Genomic DNA, 23,220 nt, shown 5'->3' on the forward strand with positions numbered 1-23,220 from the left:
GTTGCCCATGGATGGCGAGACTGACTCCCACCAGCATTGGCTCATTTCGGGTTGATGCGTTGTCCATCCCGGGAGTCCCCACATGATTGATGTCACTCATTCCTGCGACGGCAGCCTCTGGCTGGACACTCCAGCCATGACGACCACCGAATACGAAGGCGGCTTCTTGCTGCCCCAACTGATGGGGGCGCTGGCCGGCGAATCCACAGCGGTTTCTGCACCGCAAAGATCCGGCTCGCATCAGGACAAGGTTTCGCTCTTGAAACTGTGCGGGCCACTTTTGCGTGCATTGAAACTTCGTTTTTCTCCCCTTTAACGACATTCGACAGCACCTGTGCTGCCTTGCAGAGAATCGAGATGACCTACGACTTTGACTTGTTTGTGATTGGTGCCGGCTCCGGCGGCGTGCGTGCAGCGCGTTTTGCCGCGGGTTTCGGTGCGAAAGTGGCGGTGGCCGAAAGTCGCTACCTTGGTGGTACGTGCGTCAACGTCGGTTGCGTACCGAAAAAGCTGCTGGTCTACGGGTCGCATTTTGCAGACGACTTTGAACAGGCCGAGGGTTTTGGCTGGACTGCCGGCAAGGCCCAATTCGATTGGGAAAAACTGATATCCAACAAAAACCGCGAGATCGAACGACTCAACGGTATTTACCGCAAACTGCTGGTCAACAGTGGCGTTACGCTGCTCGAAGGTCATGCACGACTGGCCGATGCGCACCATGTGGACATCAACGGGCAGCGTTTCAGCGCCGAACGCATTTTGATTGCCACTGGCGGCTGGCCACAAATTCCGCAGATCCCGGGCCGCGAGCACGCCATCACCTCGAATGAGGCGTTCTTTCTCAAGCAACTGCCCAAACGCGTTCTGGTAGTCGGTGGCGGTTATATCGCCGTCGAGTTCGCCGGAATCTTCAACGGCCTGGGCGCCGACACAAGCCTTTTGTATCGCGGCGATCTGTTTCTGCGTGGATTTGATCGATCGGTTCGCACGCATTTGGTTGAAGAACTGACCAAGCGCGGACTGCAACTGCAATTCAACACCGATATCGTGCGAATCGACAAACAGGCCGACGGCAGCCTGCTGGCGACGCTCAACGACGGTCGTCAGCTGGAAACCGACAGCATTTTCTACGCCACGGGTCGGCGGCCGATGCTTGACAACCTGGGCCTGGAAAATACCCGCGTCGAACTCAACGAGCGGGGCTACATCGACGTCAATGACAACTTCGAAACTCGCGAGCCCTCGATTCTGGCGCTGGGTGACGTGATTGGCCGAGTGCAACTGACGCCGGTCGCGACAGCGGAAGGCATGGCGGTTGCCCGCCGACTGTTCAAGCCGGAGCAATATCGTCCAGTCGACTACCGCCACATCCCTACGGCGGTCTTCAGCCAGCCCAACATCGGCACCGTTGGCCTGACGGAGGAGCAAGCGCTCGAAAGCGGCCACAAAGTCGTGGTGTTCGAAAGCCGGTTCAAACCGATGAAGCTGACCCTCACACAGTCGTCCGAGCAGACGCTGATGAAGCTGGTGGTGGATGCCGTGACTGATCGGGTCCTGGGCGCGCACATGGTGGGACCCGATGCCGGAGACATCATCCAGGGCCTGGCCATCGCGCTGAAAGCGGGCGCCACCAAGCGCCTGTTCGATGAAACCATCGGCGTGCACCCGACCTCGGCAGAAGAGTTCGTGACCTTGCGTACACCGGTCTCGGGCGGGTGAGGGCGGACGGCGCAAACACCATCACCCACATCACGGCTGCGCTCATTCATCAATGGATGGTCTACATTGAATGGGCTTGCCCGGGTGTACGCCACCTCCAACATCGGTTACAGCAGCGTCAAACTGACGCTGACCTCCCTTGCGGCCGTCATGCCGCCGTTGCTTCCGTACGCCGACAAGTTCGTTTTTGATGTGCTGCAGACTCGATTCTCCTGGCATCGCAACAGTGAGTGCAGGCCAGGGGCTCGATAATGTCCATCCTGGTTGGAGCAATTGTCATGAGCCTCACTCTCTACGGTTTTGATGGCAGCCCATACGTACGCACGGTGAAGATGCTGCTCAAGGAGAAAGGTGCGCAGTTCAATCAGCTTCAGGTCAACGTCATGAAAGGTGAGCCGCATCAGCCGGAACACCTGGCGCGCAACGCGTTCGGCAAGGTACCGGTGATCGAGCACGACGGGTTCAGGGTGATCGAAACGGCCGCGATCATGAGTTACCTGGACGAGGTCCTGCCCGGGACCTCGCTGACACCCGATAACCCGCGCGATCGCGCCAGGAGCCACATGGCCCAGTCGATCTACGACTCTTATGGCTATGGCTCGATGGTCTCAGTCTTCGGTTATTACCTGTTCCCGGATTTCATTGGCGGGCAGAACGACACTTCTCGCCTGCAAGGCATCGAGAAATCGAAACTGGTGCTCAGTGAAGTGATGAAAATCAAGGGCAGTGACCCGTTTATTGCCGGAAAGGCCCTGAGTATTGGCGACTTATACCTGGCGCCGGCATGCGCCTACCTGTCGATGACTCCGGACGCAGAGCAGGTGTTTGCCATCGGTGGCTTCGCGGACTGGTGGAACAGGATTCAGGCACTGCCCAGCTTCCAGACCACACCACCGCAGTAGACGGGTGAGTGCGTCGGCGAGCCAACAGGGCAAACCGTTCAGCACACAGGTGTTGATCATTACACCCAATGAAATGCTGGATTGTAATTGCTGGTCATTCCGCTGTTTATTTGAGGAGGGGAAGATAACTCCATCGACGCGATCACCGCTTCGACCCCAAATCACAATCGGAGTACACCATGTCCCAGCAAGCCATCAAACTGTATCGCCACCCTTTGTCCGGTCACAGCCATCGGGTCGAATTGATGCTGTCTCTGCTTGGTCTGCCGACCGAACTGGTTTTCGTGGATCTGATGAAGGGCGCACACAAGGCGCCTGAATTTCTGGCTCTCAACCGTTTTGGCCAGGTGCCGGTGATCGATGACAACGGCACTGTCCTGGCAGACTCCAACGCGATTCTGGTTTATCTGGCAGCGAAATATGGCAACGGCCAATGGTTGCCGAGCGATCCGACAGAGCAAGCCAACGTCCAGCGCTGGCTGTCCGTGGCCGCAGGCCAAATCAATTCGGGTCCGGCCACCGCGCGCTTGATTACCGTATTTGGTGCCGGTTATGACGCTGAGGACGCGATCAAGCGTTCCCATGCCTTGCTCAAGGTGATGGAAGACGAGTTGGGGAATAGTAAATTCCTGGCAGGTAGCAAACCTACCATCGCTGACGTCGCTGCTTATACTTATGTGTCCCACGCTCCGGAGGGTAATGTCGCATTGACTGACTACCCGAATGTGCGTGCCTGGCTGGGCAGCATCGAGGCGTTGCCTCACTTTGTTGGCATGCAACGTACTGCCAAGGGATTGCAACAGGCTTGACTCGATCCTCTGGAGCCTGCCGAGAGACAACTCTCGGCAAGCTCCATTTCATTTTTGCTCCCCGGTTTTTCTTTTTATCGCTTCCCGTAAAAGCAGCCAGCCCGGCGGCGCATGCGAAAGTCTCTGTAGCCGACGATACTGGCAAAGTGGTCTGCACGCGCAAGCGGTCAGATACCTCACTGTCCTCTCATCCAGACAGGGTCGCCTATGGATCGCTTTCAGGAAATGCAGATTTTCATGGCTGTGGCTGAAGAGGAGGGGTTTGCCGCCGCCGCGCGCCGCCTGAATATCTCGCCCCCCAGTGTGACCCGCGCCATCGCCGCGATGGAAGATCGCATCGGCACGCAACTGCTGTCTAGAACGACTCGAAGCCTGCATCTCACTGAAGCAGGGCAACGTTATCTGGAGGATTGTCGGCGGATACTCAGTGAGGTCGAAGAGGCGGAGGAGGCTGCTGCCGGCAGTTATTCAATACCGTGCGGGCATTTGACGGTGACTGCGTCGGTGCTGTTTGGCGAGCTGTTCATCGCACCGCTTTTGGCCGAGTACGTGGACCAGTTTCCTTCAGTGCACCTCAACGCGTTGCTGGTGGATCGTGTCGTCAGCATGACTGACGAAAGTATTGATGTAGCGATACGCATCGGCCATTTGCACGAGACTAATCAGCACGCCATCAAAGTGGGTGAAGTACGGCAGGTCATCTGCGGCACTCCCGATTACTTTGAGCGTAACGGCAGGCCGCGTCATCCCGGTGAGTTGAGCGGCGCCAATATTGTCATGTCTTCGGCCAGTCACTTGTTGAGCGATTGGCAATTTGTCCGTGACGGCAACGAACTGAGTTTTCGCTTCGAGCCGCGTCTTGTCGTTACCGCGAATCAGGCGGCAATCAATATCGCCAGCCTGGGCTGGGGTATCACGCGAGTGTTGTCCTATCAGGTGGCCAGCCGGGTCGCCGCTGGCGAGCTGGAGTTGGTGCTGGAAGATTTTGAACCGGCCGCATTGCCGATCCAGGTGGTGTACCTCAAGAGCGCCAGAGTGCCTGCAAAAGTGCGCACCTTTGTGGATTTCCTCATTGATCGGCTGGGCAATGATGCGGCGCTCAAGGCTGTGACCAAAGGCACGGCCTGATGGATCGCTATCATGAAATGCTCATGTTCGAGGCGCTGTCGGAGCGACCGAGCCTCGCCTCGGCGGCGCGTCGTCTTGATGTGTCCGGCCCTACGGTGGTGCGTGCCATTGCGCGACTGGAGGAGCGTCTGGGCGTGGCACTGTTGGAGCGAAGCACCCGCGGGGTTGTGCTGACCGAGGCAGGCGCTGCGTTCATGGCCGATTGCTCGCGCATCCTCAAACAGGTCGATGAGGCCGAGGCTTCGGCCAAAGGCTCGCACGTACAGGCGCAAGGCAGTCTCACGGTTCTGTTGCCGCTGCTGTTCAGTCGATATGTCATGACGCCTTTGCTGGCGAGCTACATGAGCCTGTATCCCGAAGTCAAAGTCTTCGCTCAGTACCACGATCGCTTTCCGAACATGAACGAGGAGGGCATCGACGTGGCAGTGCTGGTCGGTCATCTGCCGAGTTCTTCATTGATCGCACGACAAGTTGGCCATGTCCGCTCGATGGTATGCAGCAGTCCCGCTTATCTGGCCCGTCACGGTGAGCCCAAAGTACCGCAAGACTTGAGGAACCATTGTCTGGTTGCCACCCACGCTTATCGAGACAAGGTTCAGTGGGACTTTCAGCAGGACGGCGAGCTGAGTCAACTCAAAGCCCGAACCCGAATAAGTTGCGCGACGATCCAGGCGGCCATCGATGCTGCCGCCCATGGCGCAGGGATTACCCGCTGTCCGAGCTATCCATTGCATGAGTATTTGAGCAGTGGGCGATTGCGTCGCGTGTTGCAGCGCTATGAATTGCCGGCGTTGCCGGTAAACGTTGTGTACCGCGAAGGGCGCAAGGCCTCGATGCGGGTACGCAGTTTCGTCGACCACATTGTCGAGGGCCTGCGAGAGCACCCGGCCATGCAGCTGGACGCGCTTTGAACGAATTGCACGGGCATTTCAGTGAGCGAAATAGTGGATTGCATTTTGTGGTCGTTCTCTGCTTTGCCGTAATGACGGAGCATGGCCACACACTCTTCCATGCTGTACAGCGGAGAAACATACCGGATGAAACACGTGCTCATGTTACTGGCCAACGGTGTCGAACCACTGGAAATGGCTGCTTTCACCGACGTACTTGGCTGGGCCAATTTGCTCGGTGACCGTCCGATTGAATTGGTGAATGCCGGCCTTCGCACAAAGATCGTAACCACCTTCGGTCTCTCGCTTAATCCGAGTTTTTTATTGAGCGATCTGGACCTGAGCAGCTTCGATGCCTTGGCATTGCCCGGTGGTTTTGAACCTGCGGGTTTTTATGAAGAAGCGTTGAGCGAACCCTTCCTGGCAACCATCCGCCATTTCGTCGAAACCGGTAAACCCGTGGCCAGTGTCTGTGTGTCCTCGGTGTGTCTTGGCGTGGCCGGCGTGCTGCGCGACAGGAACGCAACGACCTATCACCAGGAGGGCGGGAAACGGAAAAACCAATTACTGGAAACCGGTGCCCGCTTCGTCGACAGGCCTGTCGTCGTCGATGGCCACATCATCACTTCAAGCGGGCCGGGCACAGCCACCGAAGTTGCGTTCCTGCTGCTCGAGAAAATTACCAGCGTCGAAAACGCCGCTCATATCCGTCAGAAAATGCGCTTCGCCACACCTGACCGTGCCTGGTACGAGACGCCGCAAGTTCCGTGAACCGATCCCCCGATTTGAATCAACTCTCTAGCAAGGTAACCACATGACTCATACCGCACTCATCGTCGTTGACATCCAGAATGACTATTTTTCCGGTGGCAAATGGGAACTCAACGCTACTGACGCGGCCGCTGACAATGCTGCTCGTGTGATTGGCGCGGCACGTGAACGGGGAGACCTGGTGGTCCATATCCGCCACGAAACGTTAGCCCCCGATGCACCGTTTTTTGTTCCTGGCTCCGACGGCGCGCAATTGCACGAAAAGGTGCGAAATCTCGCGGACGAGTTGGTCATCGTCAAACATTTCATGAACCCATATCGTGAAACCGAACTGTTGGATGTGCTCGAACACAACGGGATTGAACGGGTCACTGTGGTGGGGAACATGAGCCACATGTGTATTGATGCGGTCACCCGCGCGTCTGACGACTTCGGGTTCGAGACGACGGTGATTCACGATGCCTGTACGACCCACGACCTGGAGTTCAATCAGATCAAGGTACCTGCGCCTCTGGTGCACGCGGCTTTCATGGCGGCTCTTCAATTTGGTTACGCCAAGGTGCTGAGCACCGATGAGTATGTGGCCTAGTTGTTTGCCGTCTCTGCGAATGTCGCAATAGACCCCGCTGCCGGGGATACAACCCTTCACTCGCCGGTCGGCGGGGGAAGGGCACCTGTTTACCAATGCGTAGAGGTGATCCATGAATCAGTCGGACGCGCCAGGAACTTCTCCCTGGCATGCGGGTGAGCGGCAATTGCAGGAAAGCGTCGGCGTCGCCGATCAGATGGAGATATTCGGGCGCCAGGTCGTACGCGATTACATGCCTGATCAGCATCGATTGTTCTACAACCAACTGCCTTACCTGGTGTTGGGCGCAGTAGATGAACAAGGCAGGCCCTGGGCCACGTTGATCGAAGGCCCCCCAGGCTTCATCCATTCACCTGATCCGCGAGTGCTGCAAATCGAGCGCTTGCCAGCCGATGGTGATCCGGTCAAGGCGGCGCTGGAGCAGGGGGCTGCGGTGGGGTTACTGGGCATCGACCTGAAAACCCGACGACGCAATCGAATGAACGGCAACATCAGCACCGCCTCGTCAGGCGGTTTTGCCGTCACTGTGGTGCACGCTTTCGGTAACTGTCCGCAGTACATCCAATTGCGAGGCGTTGAACCGGTCAGCCTTGGCCACTCATCCGCAGATGTCACCGCCGAGCATCTCAACGAACTGGATGAGGCGGCGAGGGCGACGATCAGCAAGGCCGATACCTTTTTCCTCGCAAGTTACGTTGACCTGGACGGTGATTCATCCAGGCGCTCGGTGGACGTATCACACCGGGGTGGCAATCCGGGTTTCGTCCGGGTTGAAGGCAACGTGCTGACGATTCCCGATTTCGCCGGCAACCTGCACTTCAATACCTTGGGCAATTTCGTGCTCAATCCTCGCGCGGGGCTGGTGTTCATCGATTTTGAATCGGGTGATGTGCTGCAAGTTTCCGGCCGTACCGAGCTCATTCTCGAGGGGCCGGAGATTGCGGCATTTCAAGGGGCGGAGCGACTCTGGACGCTGACCGTGGAACGGGTTGTTCGACGTCAGGCCGTCTTGGATCTGCGTTGGCGGTTCGAAGGTTTCTCTCCCAACAGTTTGATGACGGGCAGTTGGGAGCAAGCAGAAGGCCGATTGCAGGCCGATGCCTTGCGCGATCAATGGCGACAGTTGCGGGTGACGCGGATCGTTGATGAAAGCAGCACGATTCGCTCTTTTTACTTTGAGCCCGCAGATGGTGCAGGCACACCTCGCTTCGAGGCGGGCCAGCATCTGCCGGTGCGTTTTTGCCTGGCTGAAGGACAAACCCCTCTGGTCAGGACCTACAGCCTGTCGAGCGCACCCTCCGACAGTTTTTTCCGTATCAGCGTCAAGCGTGACGGACTCATCTCCACGCATTTACACGACCAGGTTCAGGTCGGGGACCTGGTTGAAGCGCGTGCGCCTCAAGGACGATTTACTGTGCAAGCCGACGAGCATCGGCCGTTGGTTTTGCTGGCCGCAGGCGTGGGCGTGACGCCGTTGCTCTCGATGCTTCGCGAAGTGATTTATGAAGGGGAACGGATCCGCCGCACTCGACCCACCTGGTTTATTCAAAGTGCGCGCAGTCTGGCTGATCTTGGGTTTCGCGATGAGCTGTACGAATTGGCGACCCGTGCCAAAGATAAAATTCGCGCGTTACGTCTGCTCAGTCAGCCGGAAGAACATGCTCGTGAAGGTGAGGATTTTGAGCTGGCAGGGCGGGTCGACATCTCGCTGCTCAAAGCCCTGTTGCCCTTCGACGATTACGACTTTTACCTGTGTGGCCCAGGCGCGTTTACCCAGGCTTTGTACGACGGATTGCGTGAGTTGCGCGTTGGCGATGATCGTATTCACGCAGAGACTTTCGGCCCCTCGACGCTGGTTCGCCAACGGGATCAACTCACTCCGGCAGTCGAGCAGGTACCGGCGGCAAGCAGTCCAGTCAAAGTGCTGTTTCTGACGTCGTCCAAGGAAGCACGCTGGGAGCCAGGTGGCGGGAGTTTATTGGAACTGGCAGAAAGCCGGGGTTTGAATCCCGACTTCAGTTGCCGCGGAGGATCTTGCGGTACATGCCGTACCAAATTGGTCAGTGGGCAAGTGCACTATCTGAACTTGCCGGCCGAGATGCCAGCTGACGGTGAAGTACTGATCTGTTGTGCGGTACCTGCAAAAGGCAAGGCGGGCGATCCGCCCCTTGTGCTGGATTTGTGAATGGTGCCATTTCAGGAGCGCTCATCCCGCTAGACGGGGGTTGAGCGCTTCGTCTTTTGGTTCATGGGATGACTGAAGCGGGAGGGCAGCTGAATGAGGCAGTCGATCAATCAATAATTAACTAAACTAAATAGACGTTTAGTTGAGTTGTAGTTTCAGCGTGGGAAATGATCGTTAGGGCGAGGCTTGCATTCAAGCCAGGTACTGAAGTTGATATAAATAATGGCGTGAAATCTAGCAAATATTTGGCCTGATTGGATATAGAAAGAAAGTGCCGATCTTCCTGTAAGGCTGATTGCCGGGCTGTTCGGCGCTGTGTTCAACAAGCGAGAGACTGTAATTAGAGCGGTGGCACAGGCAGCTTGCTGGTCTGTTGAGGGCTATAGAACGATTGCAATAACGCCACGCCTTATCTGGATGCAAATCCGCCGGCGCTGGTTGTTTGCGCGAACGCGCTGTATTTGAAATCTGTGTGCCAACACCAAGCGCAATGCTGCAGATTTCACATAGCATCGCGCTTTAAGCGTGACCTGCGAGAAAAATTGGCAAGCCATCCCTGAAGCCATAGTTGATATCAAACGAATCGGCTAAGCCTTGTATGGTGTAAGACCAAGATCTGGATCAATCCGTGATGACGTCGACGGATTTTCAATTGATGGAGAACAATCCAGAACGACGCAAGCCGCAAGAAGCGTGACAGAGATTCGAGCGTTGAGATGAATGCTCGAAGTGAGAACGACAAATCCAGCTGTGAACGAAAGACAGACGACTTGATTCAGCCGATTGCCTCGAAGGGATTGATTGAGCAGATCGAGGCTTTCAAAGCAGTGTGCAACTGCGCGCAACCAGTAAAATTGGCGAGAGATATCGATCTGATTTTGTAGGGTTTTTATCCAGTCGAGTCAGAAATCCTCATGAAATGGCTTGTTTTGTCACTTTTAAAAGAATGATGCGTCTTTTGTCAAATTTAATAGCCGAGGTTTTTTTAATAGCTAAACGATGTTAAAAAATACCGGATATTTCTTTTTTTGCATACTGCTGTACTAGTATTAGATGTGGGTGTTTTACAAGGGCCATGCATCATGGCGGAATTAACAAAAATATCAGTTGGGAAAATTTTTCAATTCGAAGATTCGCAGGTGGAAATATTAGGTTTCCTCGGTGATGGACTTTTTCAGGTTAAAAATCTTAGTAACGGCCAGTTGTTGATTCTAGAAGTGGGGCAGCTTGTTCCTATACTTAATGAAGCTGGGAGAAAAATATCCGCGCAGATTGCTGAGTGGACAGATCAGAATGGTCGAGACGACAATAAACGGCGCACTGAGGCAACTAAAAGATATAACGCAATAAGAGATGTTATGGCGTCTGTCATCACTAAAGCCGAAGCTGTTACTGAGCTTCAGGGCCGTTTGGATCTTTCCCAGAGAACTATTTATCGATTACTTGAACGCTATGACGAAAAGCGTGGGCCCATAAGTGTTATCCAAGACAAGCGCGGTCGTATTGTTGGTAAAAAGATGTTAGACGATCGCGTCGAATCGATTATAGGTTACTGCATAGCTGAAGCGCTAAAAAAGAAGGAGCGTTTCACTTATACAAATGTGCACAATAAGATAGTGGAAATGTGCAGGCACGCGGGTCTTCGCTGTCCTGGCGTCAAAGCAGTTGTTCGAAGGGTGGCGGATTTACCTACACCCAAGACTGCAAAAATCAGAATTGGTATCAAACGTGCTGCAGATGAATCAAGGGCAAAGCCCGGCGTATTCGTGACGAGTCACCCGTTCGAACGAGTGCAAATAGATCATTCGCCAGTGGATTTATTACTTGTCGATGAGATATACCGCTTACCAATAGGAAGGCCTTGGGTGACTTTTGCAATTGATTGCTATACACGAATAATCGTAGGGATGTACTTGTCGTGGTCAGCTCCATCCAGATATTCCGTTGCATGTTGCATTGCGAATATGTGTATTCCGAAAGACCGATGGCTTCAGCAAATTGGGTGCGCTGATATCAATTATCCCTACTATGGCATTCCAGAGCTTTTATGCTCGGATCACGCAGCTGAATTCAAAAGTCCCGCGCTAATCGACGCGTGCGACGCCCACGGTATGAAAATGGAATGGCGTAGGGAGAAACATTATGGCGGCCATATTGAAAGTTATATAGGTACGATAATGGGGCAGGTTCACTTCGTTCCAGGAAAAACCGACTCAAATACAGTGGCCAATAAAGATTACGATAGTGAGAAAATGGCATGTATGACATTCGCCGAGTTCCGACACTGGCTGCTTCGTGAAGTGGAGCGTTATCACCTCCGTCGCCATTCAGGGCTGGGGAAAGTAACACCAAAAAAACGGTGGAATGAACACTTCATTCAACCTGATGGTAGTATCGACATGCCCCCGATTATAAGCGATGCGAAATCGTTTAAATTGGATTTTATGCCAAGGAAATTAGTTATGGTTCGTAGTCGTGGGGTAACGCTAAATAATTTTCGTTATTGGGATAGTTCATTACGATGGGAAATCGGTAATTCATACACGTGTGTTTACAATCCTGAAACCCTGCGTTCGGTGTGGTTGAAAATAAAAGGTGTTTACCGGGACATTTCGCTTGCTGATGCAATGGCACCTGACGTGTCTTTGGAGCAAGCCAAATACACGGCTAAAATAATGAGAGCGCGAGGGCAAAGCCCTGAGGATGAAAGCCGATATTATGAACTCTTAGAGGCGAATGAGGCGCTAGTGTATGACGCTGTAAGCAAAACTAAAGAAGCGAGGCGTAAAAAATCTAAACAAACGCACCGTAGTGAGCATCATTTCGATGTCGTTGAGTCAGGGTTAAATTCTACCGCTGCGAGCGATGTTGATGTTGATGTTGATGTTGAAGAATGTATTATTACACCGAAAAAGGTGTACTTCAATGACTGACGCGCCAGAACCGACGCACTTATCCGAACGTGCGCGGATAATCGCAAAATCTGCCAGCATCGATAGAATTTCCTATATCTTTAATTGGATGTGGGTGAGCAATAATACGGCGGAAGAGGTTGAGGCGATTAGTCGTCGAATGCTTGCAACTGAGAATACAAGTCAAGCACCTTGTTTGTTGGTAGTGGGGCCGACAGGTATTGGTAAAACTGCCCTATTAAATCACCTGAAAAAACATGTTTTTTCTAAAAATCGGGCCATAAAATATTTCGATCCGCGACACTGTCCGACTTATAAGGCTTTTTTAACCCAACTCGCCAAGCTACTAGGAATAAGTATAGCTTCAAGGAACCTACCTGCCAACTCGGTGTTGGAGGATGAAATCGGGAGGGTGTTTTTGTTGCAAGGAGTCAAAGCTATAGTTATTGATAATTTACACGATTTGATGAGGGGGACTGCTAGGGATCAGAGGAATATATTGACATATCTGCGTGAGCTCAGTTGTGCAGAAAAGCCCATTCTGTTGCTTTGTTTCGGAATAGAAAGGGTCACGAGCGCAATTAGAAGTGATGAACAACTAGAAAGAAGATTCGTTTTTTTTGATATGCCAGTATGGCGAGTAGGTTCAGAGTTTACCTCATTTTTATCCGCGATTGAGTCTGAGCTCCCACTTCTAAATCCTTCCGGTCTCACTGGTCGCAGCAAGGTTAACTTCTTGATCAGCCACAGTCATGGTGTTACTAGTAAAATTATTGAGGCTGTTAAACATGCCGCGATCTACGCAATAACCACACAGCAGGAACGAATCACTCTTGAGCTACTCAAGAAAGGCGCCAATGCACCTTTTCAACAAGAGGGATGGTGAAATGCTTCAGGCGCAAAAAAATAAGCCTTGTCAGGATGAGACGCTATCATCTTACCTCTATCGTTGCCAGTTGAAAAATGATCAAAGATACAGCGAAATTAAATCAATTCTTAATGACTTCGATCATAACTGGGATCAAGGATTTGATCCTGATTACAATTATTCTCAAACCGGCATTAAATTTATGAGCGCTATTCTTGAGTGCAGTGTCCACGATGTTATAAGAATGACGAGCTTTAATCATTATTTATTGATCCAGCCACGTCGGTCCAGGAGGTTTTTCTGTCCTTATTGTGTTTTGAATGATATTACCCTTGGCCGTCATCCTTTTTGGCGGAAAACATGGGATGATTTTCTTTGCGTGACCTGCCTCGAACACGTTTCTCCGATGAGTCAATTGGATGAATCAATTGTTTATTCTGAAAAAGCAAGAGTAGCATTTTCAAAAGCGTGTGTGGATTTCACTAGTTTCGGGCCATTTTGCCATCAGCCACGAGTATTATCGCTGCCGTCTCTTGAGACCTCCGCGGGGGCATGGGCCTGCTTATGGTTGTTTGGGAGGCATGTACAGTATGTATTGACAACATCAAAAAACAAAAATGTTTTGATGAGAGGTTTTTTAAAAGGATTGCCATGGGCTGATTGTTGTTCGGCAATAGAAACTACCTTGGGTTTATCGCTTCGAGGGCATACAAAATATTTTGAACGAAGGTGTTTGATTTATCGAGCGTTAAAAAGCCCGACTATATATGAAAGGGCAGTAGAAACGAAAGACGGTATGCAAAAGATTATGCATGGATTGACAATCACAAATCTAACATGCCGTCTTTTTGCGTTGTTAGTTGTAGGCATTTTCTGGGGTATGTTTACCTCGGCGGAAAGTGATGTGCTGTTCAGGGTTCTGCAGCGACTTGATTATTCTTTGCCGAATAATCCGCGTGATCTGAAGCGGGAGTTGCTGTCTTCTGAGTTAACTGACTATGAGCGGGTTGTAGAACAGTTGCAGGCTACGTGGCCTAAGCATCTACGCAACTATTGGCTGTCATGTTAATTAGGTGTGTTGCTCATGGAAATGAAATTCGATGCATTCAATTTTTGTGTTTATAGCGCAATCAAAATGCAAAAAGATATGCATGACCTAAGGGGGGTGCTGCTTAACGATTCGGAACTTGAAGTCATGGCGTTGTGGAAGGTGTCACCTCAGAGTTTGGGTAGTGACGTTGCCGTCAAACAGTTGATCGGCTCGGAAGCCACGCTTGCTTTGTTGGAGGCATTATCCAATACATCGGGCAAAGGGGCTATCGGAAGAAAAAGACCCATTCGTTTTCCTGGTGTAGTCCGCGTTTCCGATTCGATGTTTCAACTGGTAAATTCTCTTTGTAGTAATAAGCAGCAACTGCGAGAGACCCTTAAGGGTTTGTCTAAAACACAGAAAAAGGCATTTTGGTCGCAATTTCCGACGTGGACTGGAATCGAAGTGTTGCGCGAGCCCATGTTGCTTGAATGGCCCAGCACGCTTACTTTTTATTGGCAAGTTGGATCAGCCATTATTAAAAAAACAGCAGCTGATTGGCGAGTCCTAACAAAGGCGGTGCTGGATCATTCGGTAAGGATTCCGCCGAAGTATAGAGAGCGCATAGTTGAATTAAGGGTGCGCGAACTGGCCTGGCTCGAAGCCGCAGATCAGGAACTTCCCATTGGTAACTATCGTCGATTACAACCCAGTATAAAAAGTCGGGTTGTATATAGCAATGGCGCTTCAGCTATTTACAATGCCTCCTTGCCTTTTATCTATTGTGCCTCCGAAGCTCCTCTTATCATCAGGCCATTGAGGAGATTGTATGACTATCTCCCTCCGGGGCATGAAAAACATACTAACGATAAGAGAGCAAAGCTCGCAACCAACCCGATAGTTGAAGGTTCAAATCTTTATTGTTACAGAACCAAGTAAGTGTTTTTATGGTTTACAATGGTGGCCTCAATAGCCCTCATGCGCTGTATGCTGGGGATGTTTCCGCTTCCTAGGTTAGCTATATGGTGTCGCTTAAACTTCCCGTGCCTTTGATCTCGACTCGCGCTAATCTGAAATACTTATCATTTAACCTGAACGGCATTGTTTGGTCATTACCATCATTCGGAGCAAGAGTATTTTATAAAGGATGCGGACTAGGGATGGGAGGTAGGCAAATAGATGATTAAGTGCGCCAACTATACGACGCTCTCAACGGCTATTCGCGCCCAATTCACTAGAGTGGTGCGCGCCAGGCTCAACGATAGAGACGTTGTTCTTTAGAGATCGATAATTTACTCCTTGTCTGAAATGCCTGTGCCAGACAGCAATTCAGTGGCGCGACTGTTGAGCAGCGAACCCGCCTGGAAGTAACCCATCACCGTGGTCACGCTGCGGTGTTCGGTCATGGCCATCACTTCACCCAACGGCACCCCCTGGCGTCCGGCCTCGGTGACAAACCCAGAGCGAAGGCTGTGCGCCCCCCAGTCGCCCTCGAGGCCGGCGATTTTGGCGCGGCGCTGGACGATGCGCGCCACCTGGTCGCTCGACAGCCCATCAGCGCTGACCTTGCCGCCTTTATACAGGCGGCGAAATAGCGGTCCTGAAGGAGCCGGTGCCGCCTCCAACCATGCCGACAACGCCTGCGCGGCCGGCCCGCGCAGGGGCTTTTCCCGGCGCACGCCGCTGGTGTCGGTCTTGGTCGCGCCCAAGGCATAGACCCAGGTGTCGGCATCCAGCTGGCGCACATCGTTGACCGTCAATCCGATTACCTCTGAGCGGCGGCGGCCGCCACCACTCCAGGCCAGCAACAGCAGGGCGCGATCGCGAACACCCCGTACACCGTCGGTACAGGTGCCTAATAGTGCCTGCAGCGGCTCCAGCACGACTGCGGTTTTTTTTCGTACCTGAAGCCCCTGACGGCTTTGAGCCTTGCGCGCTTCGCGCAGCAGTGTCTTGACCGGAGCCGTTTCGGTCGGGCTGCTCCAGTCCTTGAGCTGGTGCCATTTGCTCAGCACGGCCAGGCGATGACTCACGGTGTTGTAGGCCAAGGCCCCGGGTTTGGCTTTGACACCCGCGCTGACCAGTGCTGCGTCGATCGTCGGTGGCAGCAGATGCGTCCAGGTCCCGTCTTCCAGCGGCCGGGCCAAATGATCGAGGATGAATTGTAGGGCGACGGTCGCCGGCAGTGGCGCGTTACCGAGCGCCTGGCCGTAGCGTAGTTGCAGCCAAGCCGACCAGTAGACGAGGGCGCTGCGGTAACTGCGCACGGTATTGGCAGCCGTGCCGGCGGCAATAAAGGCCGTCGCAGCTTGCTGCGCGTTAATGGCGAGAAAATGCAGGTCCAACGGGGGTTCGTCGACCAAGTTTAGCTGATCTGTAAATTCTATTACGTTCAACGTATGATAATTCCAGTCTAAAAAATATAGAGTCGGATAAACTCTCTTTATCAGACCTAATATACGCGGAGATGAGCCATGGCAGTAGGAGTGCCGGAAAATGAGGTGTTTGCCGCCGCGGATGCGGTCCTGGCGCGCGGCGAACGGCCGACCGTGGAGCGCGTGCGCCTGGAACTGGGTCGCGGTAGCCCGGCGCGGGTTGGCAGCTTGCTCGATCAGTGGTGGGCGCGGCTGGCTGAGCGCATGAGCGGCGAGACCCGCCTGCCGGCGTTGCCAGCGGAAGTGTCGCAGGCCTTCGTCGCGGTGTGGCAGCAGGCGATTCACCTGGCGCAGGGTGTGGCTGAACAAGCGATGGCGGAACAGAGCAAGGTGTTGATCGCAGAACGCGAGCGAGTCGCCGAGGTCGAGGATCAGGCGCGTCAGGACTCGGCACAGTTCCGCCAGCAGGCAGCAGAGGCCCTGGCCGGGCGTCAGGCGGCCGAGTTGCGCCTGGCCGATCTGGACTTGCTGTTGGCGCAGCGCCAGACGCAGGTCGAGGATTTGCAGCAGCAGCGCGAAGGTTTGCTGCACGAGCGCCGTGAAGCTCAGCAGCACACCCAGATGTTACAGCAGGACCTGCAGGCGTTACGGCTCAAGGCCGAGCAGGAGCGCGTGGCACAGGAGGGCTACGTACGTGGCGTCGAAGATCGTGCGCATCGTGAGGTTGACCGCGCGCGGGAGGAGGGCAAGGCCATCACGGCCCAATTCCAGATATTAGGGCGGCAAGTCGAGCAACAGCAACGTCGGTTGGAGTCGATCCAATCCGAGCTCAGCCAAACCCAGCAACGTGCCGCAGCGCAGCAGGCCCGCGCTGAAACACTGGAGCAACAACTGATGCAGCTACGTCAGGCGCCGGCGGCCAAGCGCAAGCCAAGATCCCGAAAACCCGCGGCGAGAGTGTCCGATTCCTGAGGGTTAACTCAGCATTCTCGGGCCGATAAGGAGCAAGTTGATGTAGTTAGTTGTAGGCGCCAGATCAAGGACCAAAATCCGCCGATCCTGTTGAAAAAGTCGTATTTTCCGCTCGCCTTAACTCACTACGTTCATTTTCGGAGAATCTACGCAACATATTGAGTGGTTTTTCGGCCCGTCGTCGGCCTTTTCTACTCGGTTAGTGGGTTGGTTTGAGGTTTTTGGCTTGGTGCAGGTGCACCTATCCCTTAGCAGGCGGCCCTTAAGGGGTAAATTTGGTCAGCCAACGCAGGTTCTGCACCGCATCGGCGAGCGTGAATTCATCGGTCGTGCCACTCATGCCATGCAGTCGCAAGCGATCCATTTTCAAGATGCGCTTGAGGTGGGAAAACAACATTCCAATCGCACCAGGAAAACCACGAGAAGAGCAAAGGCGATCTGGCCTGGACCTTGGCCTCTGGCAAAGGCAATACCGACGAAACGCTGCGGAGGCCAGTATTAAGGAAATCCGTCGCCTGTCACCCAACTCCCTGAATACAGAGCTGATGGCCCGCTGGGAGCGGGAGATGCAGCAGGCGTTTGTCGATGTGCGTGCCGGTGATTGCATCACCGGAGTCTACATGCCCGGAGAGGGCGCACGTTTTTACGTCGGCGAGAACCTCCAGCATGTGGTGAGGGATGAGGCGTTTGCCAATGCGTTTTTTGCCATCTGGCTTGACCCCCGAACACGTAACCCGGAGCTGCGCGCCCAATTGCTGGGTGCAGCTAAACCCTGAGACTGTCGAGGAAATGCACATGTGGAAGCGCTTGGTGAGATGGCAGGCAATACACTGCGCTGGAGATATGTGCTGAACCTGCCGGTAGATGGCAAGGAGTATCAGGTTGAGTTAGACGACTGGATGTACCTTATGGACAAGAGCACCATGATCAATCGCTCGTTCATGACCAATTTCGGGGTGGAGGTAGGCCAGATCACCTTGTTCTTCCGCAAACAGTCTTGACTCAACGTGCATGCTTGCCGGCGAACCAGTGCAACGCCGGCATCAACATCGCCCACATCAATGCAAGTAGCAGAATGCTGGGCCAGACACCAAGCGGCAGACCCACGCCAGCCAACCTGGCGCCGACCCAATAGGACAAAGGCCCTACAAAGGCCCCTAGCAGGCTGCCGATCCACCAGGGGCGTCTCGTCCAACTCAGGCTGTGTTGCAAAGTGCTGGCGAAAAGCAGCCAAAGCACCGCCAGCCATAGCGGCAAAACAAATCTGGTATTGGGAAAGTTGAATAGCCCGAGGTGCAAAAGAGTAGTGTCCAGAACCCAACCGCAGGCTGCTACCCGTAACAGACTGCACCACTCATTAACGGCGTTGGCAATCCAAAGCAGGTGTATAGCCAGGCAGGTAATTGCAATCAGCAACAGCCACGGCCGTTGGGCGCCCAACACACAGGCGAACCAGCCTAACTGGAAAAGCCCTGAGTTCAGCAACAACCGGACCCGTCTGCTCACGCTTTTAGCTCGAAGGGCTGCGGCCGTGCCCCGGGTTTGGCGAGTAATAGATGCGCGGTGCCGATGCTTCGCTCAAGGAAGCCACCTTCGCAGTAGCATAGGTAGAACTCCCAGAGGCGATAGAATGTCTGGTCATAGCCTAGTGCTTCAAGGTTGCGCCGGCTGCGCCTCAGGTTATCGTGCCACAGGCGAAGCGTACGTGCGTAGTGAAGGCCGAAGTCCTCCATATGGTGAAGGTTGAGGTCGGTATCGCGACTGATGGTGTGCAGCATGGCGCTCACCGAAGGCAAGGCACCGCCCGGGAAAATGTGGCGCTGGATGAAGTCGACCGTTTTTTTCGCCTGCTCATAGCGCTGGTCCCGAATGGTGATGGCCTGCAATAGCATAAGACCGTGTTCTTTGAGCAGATGGGCGCACTGTTTGAAGTAGGTGGGCAGGAAGCGGTGTCCGACGGCTTCTATCATCTCGATCGATACTAGCTTGTCGTATTTGCCCGTCAGGTCGCGATAGTCCTGTAACAGCAGGGTAATGCGGTCTTGCAGACACTGCTCCTCAATTCGGCTCTGGGTGTACGCAAATTGCTCACGGGACAGGGTGGTGGTGGTTACCTTGCAGCCGTAGTGGGTGGCTGCATACAGCGCCATACTGCCCCAGCCAGTGCCGATCTCCAGCAGGTGGTCACTGGGTTTGAGATCGAGCTTTTGGCAGATGCACTCCAGCTTGTGCAGTTGGGCTTGTTCGAGGCTGTCGCTGGCGGAGTGGAACATCGCCGCGGAATACATCATGGTGGGGTCCAGCAGTTGTTCGAACAGCGCGTTGCCCAAGTCGTAGTGCGCTGAAATGTTGCGTTGCGAGCCCTGGCGCGTGTTGCGGTTGATCCAATGTAGGGCTTTTACCAGTGGACGGCGTAAACGTGCCAGGCCACGTTCCATTCCATCCAGCACGTCTAGGTTGGCAACGAAAATGCGGATCACCGCAGTCAGATCGGGACTGCTCCAGTAACCGTGTATGTAGGCCTCGCCAGCGCCAATTGAGCCGTTCACCGCCACCATCGACCACAGGGCCGCAGAGTGCACTTCGATTTCGCCATGCGGAACAGTGCCTGGCTCACCGAAGCTCAGGCACTCACCGTCGACGATGATCTCCAAGTGTCCATGGCGCAGTTGTGCCAGCTGACGCAGGACCCCTTTTTTCAGCATACGGGAGCCTATTCCGTTGGCAGCAAATCCACAGGTGCTGGTGGAGTTCAGGCTAGGATTTGTCATGGCGAGACTCCAGATTTGCGATGCAGTATTCACCGTTGGCCGCGTCATGGGAAAACAGCGGCAGACGCTTAAGCAGCAGACGCAGGGCCTGCCAGTAAATGCCGAGCAGGGTCTTGCCGGTTATCCAGGGAAAATCCAGCAGGTGGCGGTGCAGGCTTTGGCGCGTCAGTTCGATGCGCTCCAGGCCCAGGCCCGCTTCAAACATTTTTTGCTCGCCCTGCCAGTCCTGCATTTTCACGTTCAGTCGCTGGCCGGGCGCAGAAAAGCGCATGCGGTACTCCAGATCGCGAGGTAGGAAGGGCGAGACGTGAAAGCTCTTGGCTACCCGATGGCGTGACTCACCCCTCCTGTGGGTTGGCAGTACGTAGTGGTAACGCTCTCGCCATGGGGTATTACTAACTTCGCAGAGAATGGCGGCCAGACTGCCGTCGGATTCGAAGCAGTAAAACAGGCTGAGCGGATTGAATGACAGCCCCCAACTGCGCGGCTGTGTGAGCAGACAGATTCGTCCCTGCGGAGCGTGACCGAGGGCCTGCTCCACGCGATACCGTACGGCATCGCTCAGTGTCATACCCTGGCGGGTGAAAAGCGGCAGGTAGTCGGTTTCGCGGAAGGCGAAGGCGGCCCAGCGCGAACGTCCGGCGAGCCAAGATAAGCCCAGCACCTGGGATTGTTCCGCCAGATCCAGGTAGAGCATACCCATGCGGTAGCGAAACCCATGGACGCGCGGCAGCAGCCGGCGGTGGCTGACCCAACCGCGGTACAGCGCGCTGTTCACAGCTGTTCTCCGAAAGCAGCCGCCACGCGCAAGGCGCTGACTACACCATCCTCATGGAAACCGTTGCCCCAGTAGGCGCCGCAGTAGTAGCTGTTTTGAGCGCCCTGTAGTTCTGGCCAACGTGCTTGTGCGACCAGTCCTGCCTGGCTGTATTGCGGATGGTCGTAGCGGAAGCGTTCGAGGATTTTGCTCGGGTCAATGTCCGCGGTCTGATTCAGGCTAACGCAGAAGGTAGTGTCGCTCTGGAGTCCCTGAAGGATATTCATATTGTAGGTGACAGCGGCCGGTTGCCGGGCTGAGCCGCCGAGGCGGTAATTCCAGCTTGCCCAAGCCAAGCGACGGCTCGGTAGCAGCCGGATGTCGTAGTGCAGTACCACGTCATTCTCGGCGAAGCGCAGTGCGCTGAGTATCTGCCGCTCGGCTTGACTGGGAGTCGCCAGCAGGCGCAATGCCTGGTCGCTGTGACAGGCGAAAACCACAGAGTCAAAGCATTCAATGCCGGCGGAGCTGTGAAGGTTCACTCCAGCGATGTCACGGACCACACGGTGCACCGGGCAATTGAGGCGGATACGTTCGGCAAAGCCGTCGCTCAACGCTGCTACATAACTGCGCGAGCCACCGCGGACCACACGCCACTGCGGCCGATGGGTGACCGACAGGAGCCCGTGATTTTTACAGAAGCGCACGAAGAACTGAAGCGGAAAGCCCTGCATATCACCCAGTGACATCGTCCAGATCGCCGACCCCATTGGAACTATGTAATGTTCGATAAAACGCTGACCGTAGCCGTTTTGCCGCAGGTAGGTTCCGAGGGTGGTATCGGCGTCTATGCGTTGTTCTTGCAGGTCACGCAATACTTCGCGGTTGAAGCGCAAGATGTCGCGCAACATGCCCCAGAACCAGGGTGAGAGCAGGTTGCGCCGCTGGGCAAACAAGGAATTGAGGTTGTTGCCGTTGTATTCAGTGCCGGTGCCTGGATCCTGTACCGAGAAGCTCATCTCGGTAGGTTGCGAGGCCACACCGAGTTGATCCAGCAGACGGATAAAATTGGGATAGGTCCAGTCGTTGAAAACGATGAAGCCCGTATCGATGGCGAAACGTTCACCCTCTACTTCAACGTCAACCGTATGGCTATGGCCACCGATCCAGTCGCTCGCCTCGAAGACAGTGACTTCGTGCTGACGGTTGAGCAGGTGAGCGCAAGTCAGGCCGGAGATGCCGCTACCGATAATGGCTATTTTCATGAGGACTCTCCTGTGACGGAGCGCGTCATGACTTTGCCTAGCGCCAGTTGCAGGCGTTGAGGCAATATCGCCAATAGACGTAGGGCGGCGATGAATGGCCCGGGAAAGGCGATTTCCAGTGGTCGTTTTTCGAGCCGATTGATGATGTAGGTGGCAGCCTTGTTGACTGGCCAGCGCATCGGCATCGGAAAATCGTTCTGTTGTGTGAGTGGGGTATCGACGAAGCCGGGGCTGACAAGGGTGATGTCAACACCCTCGTGTGCCAGGTCGATGCGTAGCGAATCAAACAAGTAACGCATAGCCGCTTTAGAGGCGCCATAAGCCTCGGCGCGCGGTAACGGTAGGTAGGTCACCGAGCTGCACACTGCCACCAGATGCGGTCGCTGCGCCTTGCGCAGCAGTGGTAGGGCTGCCTCCACGCAGTAGGCCGCGGAAAACAAATTGGCCCGCATCACCCGTTCGATCATATGGGCTTCGAAGCGGCCGACGTCCAGGTACTCGCAAGTGCCCGCGTTCAGGATGGCCTGATCCAAGTGACCCCAGACTCGTTCGATTCGCTCACCCATCGCTCGAACCTCGTGTGGCTCGGTCAAGTCTCCGGGCAGCAGAAGCACCTGTTGCGGATGTTCCGAATGTAGTTTTTCCAGGGCCTGAACATTGCGCGCGCTGACGGCCAAAAAATGACCCTGAGCCAACAGCATCTGCGCCAGGGCGGCGCCGATGCCACTGCTGGCGCCGGTGAGCCAGATGCGCTTCATACCAGCCTCGCTTTCAACCAGCCAATGGCGGTACCCATTAACGGCAAGTGCTCATAGAGCAGGGCGCCGGCATCGAAGTAGTCGCGATGCTGGTACACCTTCTCGTGCCAAAGCAGGTGCGAACAACCATCGACCTCTATCAGTTGGCCATGGCGCAGGCGAGGATGGTGGTATTGCAGGGTCCAGCGTAGGTAACCGACACCGTCTTGCACCTGGTCGTAACCGTGAAACCTGAAACCTAGCTCGCTGACGTTGGCGTATAGCTCTGTGAAATAGGCTTGCAGCGCTGTCAGGCCCTGGATCTCATGGAGAGGATCACTGAAGCGCACATCGTGACTGTACAGCTCCTCAAGCTTGTGCAAATTGCTGGCGTCCAGAGCGGCAAAGTTGTGAGCGAAGCAACGCAGGAAGTCAGGCACGTTGGGTCTCCGTTGCCGGCAGGTTCATGAGCGAATTCAGCGCTCGCAGGTGTCGTCTGGAAAAGTTAAAAGCGTGTCTTGGGAGTTCGCTGTGCCGGAT

At 54.5% G+C, this 23,220-nt stretch carries 22 protein-coding genes and 3 pseudogenes; 17 read left to right on the forward strand and 8 right to left on the reverse strand.

Annotated elements, in window-relative coordinates; translation table 11 throughout:
• Positions 1–82: 82 nt before the first annotated feature.
• The 13 genes from ABTV29_RS14620 to ABTV29_RS14680 all read left to right on the forward strand — a co-directional run bounded on the left by ABTV29_RS14620 (position 83) and on the right by ABTV29_RS14680 (position 14,742).
• The gene (locus tag ABTV29_RS14620; RefSeq protein WP_433771366.1) at positions 83–316 is read left to right on the forward strand and encodes a hypothetical protein; all 234 of its coding nucleotides are present in this window, start codon (positions 83–85) and stop codon (positions 314–316) included.
• A gap of 41 nt (positions 317–357) precedes the next feature.
• Entirely contained in the window at positions 358–1,719 is a 1,362-nt protein-coding gene (gorA, locus tag ABTV29_RS14625; protein WP_433771368.1) for a glutathione-disulfide reductase, read from the forward strand.
• Between the two features lie 278 nt (positions 1,720–1,997).
• Positions 1,998–2,621, forward strand: coding sequence for a glutathione S-transferase family protein (locus ABTV29_RS14630; protein ID WP_433771370.1), 624 nt, complete (start codon positions 1,998–2,000; stop codon positions 2,619–2,621).
• A 179-nt stretch (positions 2,622–2,800) separates the two neighbouring features.
• Positions 2,801–3,430 (forward strand): glutathione S-transferase family protein, encoded by a 630-nt coding sequence (locus ABTV29_RS14635; protein ID WP_433771372.1) that lies wholly within the window; start codon positions 2,801–2,803, stop codon positions 3,428–3,430.
• A 207-nt stretch (positions 3,431–3,637) separates the two neighbouring features.
• A complete protein-coding gene (locus ABTV29_RS14640; protein ID WP_433771374.1) occupies positions 3,638–4,558 on the forward strand; it encodes a LysR family transcriptional regulator in 921 nt (306 codons plus the stop codon).
• A complete protein-coding gene (locus ABTV29_RS14645) occupies positions 4,558–5,469 on the forward strand; it encodes a LysR family transcriptional regulator (RefSeq protein ID WP_433771376.1) in 912 nt (303 codons plus the stop codon). Before ABTV29_RS14640 ends, ABTV29_RS14645 begins: the two co-directional genes overlap by 1 nt.
• Before the next feature lie 126 nt (positions 5,470–5,595).
• Positions 5,596–6,219 (forward strand): DJ-1/PfpI family protein, encoded by a 624-nt coding sequence (locus ABTV29_RS14650; protein ID WP_433771378.1) that lies wholly within the window; start codon positions 5,596–5,598, stop codon positions 6,217–6,219.
• A 43-nt stretch (positions 6,220–6,262) separates the two neighbouring features.
• Positions 6,263–6,808 (forward strand): cysteine hydrolase family protein, encoded by a 546-nt coding sequence (locus tag ABTV29_RS14655; RefSeq protein ID WP_433771380.1) that lies wholly within the window; start codon positions 6,263–6,265, stop codon positions 6,806–6,808.
• A gap of 112 nt (positions 6,809–6,920) precedes the next feature.
• On the forward strand, positions 6,921–8,993 hold the full coding sequence (locus tag ABTV29_RS14660; RefSeq protein WP_433771382.1) for a pyridoxamine 5'-phosphate oxidase family protein: 2,073 nt from the start codon (positions 6,921–6,923) through the stop codon (positions 8,991–8,993).
• A gap of 1,082 nt (positions 8,994–10,075) precedes the next feature.
• The gene (locus ABTV29_RS14665) at positions 10,076–11,926 is read left to right on the forward strand and encodes a Mu transposase C-terminal domain-containing protein (RefSeq protein WP_433771384.1); all 1,851 of its coding nucleotides are present in this window, start codon (positions 10,076–10,078) and stop codon (positions 11,924–11,926) included.
• Complete coding sequence (locus ABTV29_RS14670) at positions 11,919–12,791, forward strand: TniB family NTP-binding protein (protein WP_433771386.1); 873 nt, start codon at positions 11,919–11,921, stop codon at positions 12,789–12,791. Before ABTV29_RS14665 ends, ABTV29_RS14670 begins: the two co-directional genes overlap by 8 nt.
• A complete protein-coding gene (locus tag ABTV29_RS14675; protein WP_433771388.1) occupies positions 12,763–13,842 on the forward strand; it encodes a TniQ family protein in 1,080 nt (359 codons plus the stop codon). The genes ABTV29_RS14670 and ABTV29_RS14675 overlap by 29 nt, the downstream gene beginning before the upstream one ends.
• 15 nt (positions 13,843–13,857) lie before the next feature.
• Entirely contained in the window at positions 13,858–14,742 is an 885-nt protein-coding gene (locus ABTV29_RS14680) for a hypothetical protein (RefSeq protein WP_433771389.1), read from the forward strand.
• Between the two features lie 353 nt (positions 14,743–15,095).
• Here ABTV29_RS14680 and ABTV29_RS14685 read toward each other — a convergent pair whose 3' ends face one another.
• Positions 15,096–16,199 carry a site-specific integrase gene (locus tag ABTV29_RS14685; protein ID WP_433771391.1) on the reverse strand — a complete coding sequence of 368 codons (1,104 nt, stop codon included), beginning with the start codon at positions 16,197–16,199 and terminating at the stop codon, positions 15,096–15,098.
• 78 nt (positions 16,200–16,277) lie between these two features.
• Between ABTV29_RS14685 and ABTV29_RS14690 the strand changes: the two genes are divergently transcribed.
• On the forward strand, positions 16,278–17,150 hold the full coding sequence (locus ABTV29_RS14690) for a DNA-binding protein (RefSeq protein WP_433771393.1): 873 nt from the start codon (positions 16,278–16,280) through the stop codon (positions 17,148–17,150).
• 262 nt (positions 17,151–17,412) lie between these two features.
• Here ABTV29_RS14690 and ABTV29_RS14695 read toward each other — a convergent pair.
• Positions 17,413–17,553: pseudogene (locus tag ABTV29_RS14695) on the reverse strand (IS5/IS1182 family transposase); the annotation flags it as partial.
• Between ABTV29_RS14695 and ABTV29_RS14700 the strand changes: the two are divergent.
• The 3 genes and pseudogenes from ABTV29_RS14700 to ABTV29_RS14710 all read left to right on the forward strand — a co-directional run.
• Positions 17,532–17,651, forward strand: a pseudogene (locus ABTV29_RS14700) (hypothetical protein); the annotation flags it as partial. The pseudogenes ABTV29_RS14695 and ABTV29_RS14700 sit on opposite strands and share 22 nt — an antisense overlap.
• A 44-nt stretch (positions 17,652–17,695) precedes the next feature.
• Complete coding sequence (locus ABTV29_RS14705) at positions 17,696–17,926, forward strand: chalcone isomerase family protein (protein ID WP_433771395.1); 231 nt, start codon at positions 17,696–17,698, stop codon at positions 17,924–17,926.
• A gap of 24 nt (positions 17,927–17,950) precedes the next feature.
• Positions 17,951–18,151: pseudogene (locus ABTV29_RS14710) on the forward strand (DUF3833 family protein); the annotation flags it as partial.
• 1 nt (position 18,152) lies between these two features.
• Here ABTV29_RS14710 and ABTV29_RS14715 read toward each other — a convergent pair.
• Genes ABTV29_RS14715 through ABTV29_RS14740 form a run of 6 tightly spaced genes read right to left on the reverse strand, consistent with a single transcriptional unit; the run spans position 18,153 to position 23,120 of the window.
• On the reverse strand, positions 18,153–18,656 hold the full coding sequence (locus ABTV29_RS14715; RefSeq protein WP_433771397.1) for a DUF2878 domain-containing protein: 504 nt from the start codon (positions 18,654–18,656) through the stop codon (positions 18,153–18,155).
• The gene (locus ABTV29_RS14720; RefSeq protein ID WP_433771398.1) at positions 18,653–19,921 is read right to left on the reverse strand and encodes a class I SAM-dependent methyltransferase; all 1,269 of its coding nucleotides are present in this window, start codon (positions 19,919–19,921) and stop codon (positions 18,653–18,655) included. Before ABTV29_RS14720 ends, ABTV29_RS14715 begins: the two co-directional genes overlap by 4 nt.
• A complete protein-coding gene (locus ABTV29_RS14725; RefSeq protein WP_433771400.1) occupies positions 19,908–20,699 on the reverse strand; it encodes a DUF1365 domain-containing protein in 792 nt (263 codons plus the stop codon). Before ABTV29_RS14725 ends, ABTV29_RS14720 begins: the two co-directional genes overlap by 14 nt.
• Complete coding sequence (locus ABTV29_RS14730; protein WP_433771402.1) at positions 20,696–21,943, reverse strand: NAD(P)/FAD-dependent oxidoreductase; 1,248 nt, start codon at positions 21,941–21,943, stop codon at positions 20,696–20,698. The genes ABTV29_RS14725 and ABTV29_RS14730 overlap by 4 nt, the downstream gene beginning before the upstream one ends.
• Entirely contained in the window at positions 21,940–22,701 is a 762-nt protein-coding gene (locus tag ABTV29_RS14735; RefSeq protein WP_433771403.1) for an SDR family NAD(P)-dependent oxidoreductase, read from the reverse strand. The genes ABTV29_RS14730 and ABTV29_RS14735 overlap by 4 nt, the downstream gene beginning before the upstream one ends.
• The gene (locus tag ABTV29_RS14740; RefSeq protein ID WP_433771405.1) at positions 22,698–23,120 is read right to left on the reverse strand and encodes a nuclear transport factor 2 family protein; all 423 of its coding nucleotides are present in this window, start codon (positions 23,118–23,120) and stop codon (positions 22,698–22,700) included. Before ABTV29_RS14740 ends, ABTV29_RS14735 begins: the two co-directional genes overlap by 4 nt.
• Between the last annotated feature and the right edge of the window lie 100 nt (positions 23,121–23,220).

Origin of the sequence: Pseudomonas putida (assembly GCF_050989985.1) — a bacterium.
GTDB classification, from domain to species: domain Bacteria; phylum Pseudomonadota; class Gammaproteobacteria; order Pseudomonadales; family Pseudomonadaceae; genus Aquipseudomonas; species Aquipseudomonas putida_AI.